This window comes from Streptomyces sp. SolWspMP-5a-2 (assembly GCF_900091845.1).
Lineage (GTDB): Bacteria > Actinomycetota > Actinomycetes > Streptomycetales > Streptomycetaceae > Streptomyces > Streptomyces doudnae.
Map to the genome: position 1 here is coordinate 1 of NZ_FMCI01000105.1, position 5,464 is coordinate 5,464.

Genomic DNA, 5,464 nt, shown 5'->3' on the forward strand with positions numbered 1-5,464 from the left:
CCCCCCCACGCGCAGGACCCCAGGAGAGCCGTATGCCGCTCGACCGGCGCCACTTCCTGCGGACCGGCGGACTCGCCGCCGGTTCCCTGGCCGCGGGCCTCCCGCTCGCGACGGCCTCCGCCGCCGCGACCGCGCCCGCCGCACCGGGCCTCGCCCCCGACGCCTTCACCCGGCTGCCGCCCGGCAGCGTCACCGCCGGCGGCTGGCTCGCCGGACAACTCCGCGCCCAACTCGCCGGTCTCTGCGGCCGGTTCGCCGAGCGCTCGCACTTCCTCGACCCCGCGACCAGCGGCTGGACGAACCCGGGCAACGACGGCTGGGAGGAACTCCCGTACTGGCTGCGCGGATACGTGCCGCTCGCCGTCGCCACGGGGGACACCGCCGCGCTGGACCGCTCCCGCCGCTGGATCGACGCCATCCTCGCCACCGAGCAGTCCGACGGGTTCTTCGGCCCGCGCGCGCTGCGCACCGCCCTGAACGGCGGCCCCGACTTCTGGCCCTACCTCCCGCTCCTCCAAGCCCTGCGCGGCTGGGCGGAGTTCACCCACGACGCGCGCATCGTGCCGTTCCTCGGCCGCTTCCTGCGCTACATGAACGCCCAGGGCCGCGGCGCGTTCGACAGCAGCTGGGTCTCGCTGCGCTGGGGCGACGGCATGGACGTCGCCCTGTGGCTGTACCGGCGCACCGGGGAGGCGTTCCTGCTCGACCTGGTCGACCGGATGCACACCTGGGGCGCCGACTGGACGGGACCGCTGCCCAGCCCGCACAACGTGAACATCGCCCAGGGCTTCAGGGAACCCGCCCAGTACGCCCAGCGGTCGGGCGACCCGGAGCTGACCCGCGCCTCCTACCGCGTGTACCAGCAGATACGGGACGGCTACGGCCAGTTCCCCGGCGGCGGGTTCGCGGGCGACGAGAACATCAGGCCCGGCTTCGGCGACCCCCGGCAGGGTTTCGAGACCTGCGGGATCGTCGAGTTCATGGCCAGCCACGAACTCCTGACCCGGGTCACCGGCGACCCCGTCTGGGCGGACCGCTGCGAGGAGCTGGCGTTCAACATGCTGCCCGCCTCCCTCGACCCCGAGGGCAAGGCCCTGCACTACGTCACCAGCGCCAACAGCGTCGACCTGGACAACGCCCCCAAGACGCAGGGCCAGTTCCAGAACGGCTTCGCCATGCAGTCGCTGCGGCCGGGCGTCGACCAGTACCGCTGCTGCCCGCACAACTACGGCATGGGCTGGCCCTACTTCACCGAGGAACTCTGGCTGGCCACCCCGGACGGCGGACTGGCCGCCGCGATGTACGCGCCGTGCGCGGTCCGCGCCACCGTCGCCGGGGGCACCGAGGTCACCGTCACCGAGGAGACCGGCTACCCCTTCGACGAGACGATCACCCTGACCCTCTCGACCCCGCGTCCGGTCGCGTTCCCGCTGCTGCTGCGGGTGCCCGGCTGGTGCCGTGGCCCGGTGCTGCGGGTCAACGGCGCCGCCGTCGCGGCCGCGGACGGACCGTCGTTCGCCCGCGTCGAGCGCACCTGGCGCGACGGCGACCGGGTCACCCTGACGCTGCCCCAGCGCACCGCCGTCCGCACCTGGCAGGGCGGCCGGGGTGCGGTGAGCGTCGACCGCGGCCCGCTCACCTACTCGCTCAGGATCGGCGAGCGGTACGTCCGCACCGGCGGCGACGCGAACTTCCCCGAGTACGACGTGCACGCCACCACGCCCTGGAACTACGGCCTCGTCCCGGACTCCGTGCCCGAGGTCCACCGCTCCTCGGGCCCGCCGTCCGCCGACCCGTTCACCCTCGCAGGCACCCCGCTCACGCTCACCGCGCGGGCCCGCCGGGTCCCGGAGTGGATCGCCGACGACGAGCACGTGGTCGCCCCGCTCCAGCAGAGCCCGGCCCGCGCCACCGGCGCCGTCGAGGAGGTCACGCTGGTGCCGATGGGCGCGGCCCGGCTGCGCGTCACGGCGTTCCCGACGGCGGCGCCCGACGGCAGGCCCTGGGTGCCGGAACCGCGCTACCGGCGCATCCTGAACCGGCACAGCGGCAAGGTGCTCGCGGTCGACGGGATGTCCACGGCGAACAGTGCCCGGGTCGTGCAGTACGACAACACCGGGACCGGCGACCACGCCTGGCAGTTCGTCGACCGGGGCGCGGGCTGGTTCCTGGTGCGCAACGGCCACAGCGGCAAGGTGCTCGGCGTGGACGGCATGTCCACGGCGAACAGCGCCCGGGTCGTGCAGTTCGAGGACAACGGCACCGACGACCACCTGTGGACCCTGGACGACCGCGGCGACGGCTGGTTCCTGCTCCGCAACCGGCACAGCGGCAAGGTGCTGGGCGTGGACGGCATGTCGACGGCGAACAGCGCGCAGGTCGTGCAGTTCGAGGACAACGGCACCGACGACCACCTCTGGCGGCTGCTCTGACCCCGGCCGTCCCGCGCGCGTCCCCCGACACACCCCGCACAACCTTGACGAGTACACGTCCACATCGAAGAATGAGCGCGGCTGTGACAACGTTGTCCGCGCGTTCGAGGAGGCACTCCCGCCCATGAGAAGGACCCCATGGCTACGCGGCGCGCTGAGGGGGCTGACGGCCGCCGCGCTCCTCGGCGCCGCGCTCTGCGGCCCGTCGGCCCTCGCGGCGGACCGGGACGGTTCCCTCACCGACCTGGTCAACCCCTTCATCGGCACCCAGAACGAGGGCAACACCTACCCGGGCGCCGCGGTGCCCTTCGGGATGGTGCAGTTCTCGCCCGACACCGGCCACAACACCGGGTACGACTACGCCCAGGACCACATCCGCGGCTTCTCCCTGGTCCACCTCTCCGGCGTCGGCTGCGGCCTCGGCGGCGACCTGCCGGTGCTGCCCACCACCGGGGACGTGACCCGGACCGACTACGCCGCGTACGCCGCCGGGTTCGGCCACGACGACGAGAGCGCGAGCCCCGGCTACTACCGGGTCGGGCTCGACACCGGCATCGAGGCGGAGCTGACCGCGACCGCCCGCACCGGCGTGCAGCGCTACACCTTCCCGGCCACCGACAAGGCCAACGTCCTGCTCAACGCGGCCCAGTCCCTGCACAGCGGGGTCTCCGCGAAGGTCGAGGTCCTCGACAGCAGGACCGTGCGCACCGCCATCACCGGGCGCGGCTTCTGCCAGGACACCGAGCCCTACACCGTCTACACCGTGACCCGGTTCGACCGCCCCTTCACCGCCCACGGCACCTGGGACGGCGCCACCGTGACGCCGGGCGCGGACACCGGGACCGGTGGCGCCTACGTCCGCTTCGACACGACGAAGGACCGCACCGTCGAGGCGACCACCGCCCTCTCCTACGTCGACGCGCGCGGCGCCGCCCTCAACCTCCGTGCCGAGGGCGGCCGTTCCTTCGACACCGTGCGGGACCGGGCCCGGCGCACCTGGGAGGACCGGCTCGACGACGTCCGCGCGACGGGCGGCGACGAGAGCCTGCGCCGGACCTTCTACTCGTCCCTGTACCGCTCCTTCCTCGCCCCCAACATCGGCAGCGACGCCGACGGCCGCTACACCGGCTGGGACCAGCGCGTCCACCGCGCGAAGGGCTTCACGTACTACCAGAACTGGTCGCTGTGGGACACCTACCGCACCCAGTCCCAACTGCTCTCCCTGCTCGCGCCGCGCGAGGCGCGGGACATGGCCGTCTCGGTGATCAGGATCTCCGAGGAGAGCGGCTGGCTGCCCAAGTGGGGCTACGGCACGGTCGAGACGAACATCATGACCGGCGACCCGGTCACCCCGTTCCTCACCAACGCCTACCAGCAGGGCCTGCTGCACGGCTGGGAGGAGCGCGCCTACCGCGCCCTGAAGCGCAACGCCGACGGCGTGCCGCCCGCGGACTCCCCGGCCGTCGGCCGGGAGGCGAACCGCGAGTACCTGGCCGACGGCTACGCGCCGTACCTCAAGGGCCGCCCGCACGCCAAGCCCGGCGACTCCGACTACGACCACGGCGCCTCCGCCACCCTGGAGTACGCCCTGTCGGACGCGATGCTCGCGCAGATGGCCCGCGACCTCGGCCACCGGGCGGACGCCGACCGGTACGCGGCCCGCGCCCAGAACTACCGCAGCGTCTTCGACCCGTCGACCGGTTTCTTCCGGGCCAGGGACGCCTCCGGCGCCTTCACCGGACCGGCCGACCCGGCGCGCGGCGAGGGCTTCCACGAGGGCACCTCCTGGCAGTACCAGTGGCTGGTGCCGCAGGACCTGCCCGGCATGATCGACCTGATCGGCGGCCGCCGCGCGGCCAACGACCGGCTCGACTCCTTCTTCGCCTACGACCGGCTGCTCGCCGACCCGGCGGGAACCGCCCGCGAGGTGTGGGTCAACGGCCCGTACGACTACTACAACGCCGACAAGTACAACCCGCAGAACGAGCCCGACCTGATCGCCCCGTACACCTACCTGTCGACCGGGCAGCCCTGGAAGACGACCGACGTGGTGCACGCGGCCCTGACCCTCTTCACCGACACCCCGACCGGCATGACCGGCAACGACGACCTCGGCACCATGTCCGCCTGGAACGTGCTGTCGTCGATCGGGATCTTCCCGGTGCAGCCGGGCGTGGCCGTCTGGGGCCTGTCCACCCCGGTCTTCGACCGGGTCGACCTGACCCTCGACCGGCGCTACTACCCGCACGGCGCTCTGACGATCACCGCTCAGGGCACCTCCGCCTCCGACCGGTACGTCCAGTCGGCCCGCGCGGACGGCGCCGCCCTCGACCGCACCTACCTGACCACCGGCGGACTGCGCTCGCTGCACCGGCTCGCCTTCACGGTCGGCCCGCGCCCGTCGGAGTGGGGTACCTCGCAACAGGCGGCGCCCCCGGCGCTGAAGTGACGCCGAACGCCTCATGAGTCCCGCCCCTCCCCGGAGGGGCGGGACGTCATCTGTCGTTAACTGGGCGTAGCGTGATCGTACTTGACCGTAATCAGGGGGAGGCGCTTGACTGCTCGCTCACCCGTCGACGACGCGAGGCACGCCCTTGACTTCCGACCCGCTGGCCCCCCTCGACCTGGCGTTCTGGAACATCGAGTCCGCCGCGCACCCCATGCACCTCGGCGCGCTCGGCGTCTTCGAGACCCGCTCGCCCTCCGCCGCCGCCCACGCGGCCGACCTGCTCGCCGGGCGGGCCGCCGCGGTCCCGGGACTGCGCATGCGGATCAAGGACACCTGGCAGCCGCGCCCCCTCGCCCCGCTCGCGTTCGGCGGCGCCGCCCGGGAGAGCGACCCGGACTTCGCCCCCCGGGCCCACGTCCTCCTGCACGCCCCCACCGCCGACTTCCACGCCGACGCCGGCACGCTCATGCAGCGCCCCCTGGAGCGCGCGCGGCCCCCGTGGGAGGCACACGTCCTGCCCGGCGCGGACGGCGCCCGCTTCGCCGTCCTCTTCAAGTTCCACCACGCCCTCGCCGACGGGCTG

At 73.3% G+C, this 5,464-nt stretch carries 3 protein-coding genes; all 3 read left to right on the forward strand.

The window, feature by feature from the left end; translation table 11 throughout:
- Positions 1-32 precede the first annotated feature (32 nt).
- Positions 33-2,432 carry an RICIN domain-containing protein gene (locus GA0115242_RS10025; protein ID WP_093826751.1) on the forward strand — a complete coding sequence of 800 codons (2,400 nt, stop codon included), beginning with the start codon at positions 33-35 and terminating at the stop codon, positions 2,430-2,432.
- Positions 2,433-2,556: 124 nt separating this feature from the next.
- Complete coding sequence (locus GA0115242_RS10030; protein WP_093826753.1) at positions 2,557-4,881, forward strand: GH92 family glycosyl hydrolase; 2,325 nt, start codon at positions 2,557-2,559, stop codon at positions 4,879-4,881.
- Positions 4,882-5,026: 145 nt separating this feature from the next.
- A partial coding sequence (locus GA0115242_RS10035) for a wax ester/triacylglycerol synthase family O-acyltransferase (RefSeq protein ID WP_218088638.1) occupies positions 5,027-5,464 on the forward strand: 438 nt, incomplete at its 3' end.

What these genes read in the sequence shown, in the direction of transcription:
- GA0115242_RS10030 (WP_093826753.1), top strand. Translation starts at nt 2,557, where the DNA reads ATGAGAAGGACCCCATGGCTACGCGGCGCGCTGAGGGGGCTGACGGCC.
- GA0115242_RS10025 (WP_093826751.1), top strand. Translation starts at nt 33, where the DNA reads ATGCCGCTCGACCGGCGCCACTTCCTGCGGACCGGCGGACTCGCCGCC.